The organism is Mesorhizobium silamurunense (assembly GCF_014843825.1).
Classification (GTDB): Bacteria; Pseudomonadota; Alphaproteobacteria; order Rhizobiales; family Rhizobiaceae; genus Mesorhizobium; species Mesorhizobium silamurunense.
In genome coordinates this window covers 1-565 of sequence record NZ_JHQR01000465.1, presented here as the reverse complement: position 1 = coordinate 565, position 565 = coordinate 1, and the positions used below count along the sequence as shown (strand labels likewise).

The window sequence follows — 565 nt, the reverse complement described above, 5'->3', positions numbered from 1 at the left end:
GGCGGCCGTGCTGCGCAGGGCGGGGCCTGCCGAGGGCAAGGTGGCGGCGAGCCTGATGCGCACTTATCCATCCGGCTGGGGGGCCTGCGGCATCGGCGCCGGCGGCACGCGCTTCGATTTCCATCGTCAGCCGGAAGAGTTCGCCGACAACAGCCTCTTCCACATGGACGGCAAGGAACTGTTCCGCCTGACTTCGCGCCATTTCAGCGGCTTTGTCGGAGACTTGCTGGAGCGCGCCGGTTGGCGGCAGGAGGATGTCGACCTCGTCGTACCGCATCAGGCAAGCCCGATCGCGCTGGCGCATATGGCGCGCCAGACCGGCTTCGCGCCGGAAAAGCTGGTCGACATCGCGGCCCGTTTCGGCAATCAGATCGCGGCTTCCATTCCCTTCGCGCTCGATGTCGCGCGCCGCGAGGGGCGCGTGGCGCCGGGCATGAAGCTGCTCTTCCTCGGCACGTCGGCCGGCGTGTCCTTCGGCGGCATGGCGCTGGAGGCTTGACGGATGGCCGTGCTCGTCACCGGCGCCAGCGGCTTCCTTGGCTCCCATGTGCTGGCGCGGCTGGCC

At 69.2% G+C, this 565-nt stretch carries 1 protein-coding gene; it reads left to right on the top strand.

Features of this window, described 5'->3' with window-relative positions:
- On the top strand, window positions 1–499 hold a 499-nt coding region (locus tag DH10_RS36010), incomplete at its 5' end, for a 3-oxoacyl-[acyl-carrier-protein] synthase III C-terminal domain-containing protein (RefSeq protein WP_281423905.1).
- Window positions 500–565: the final 66 nt, after the last annotated feature.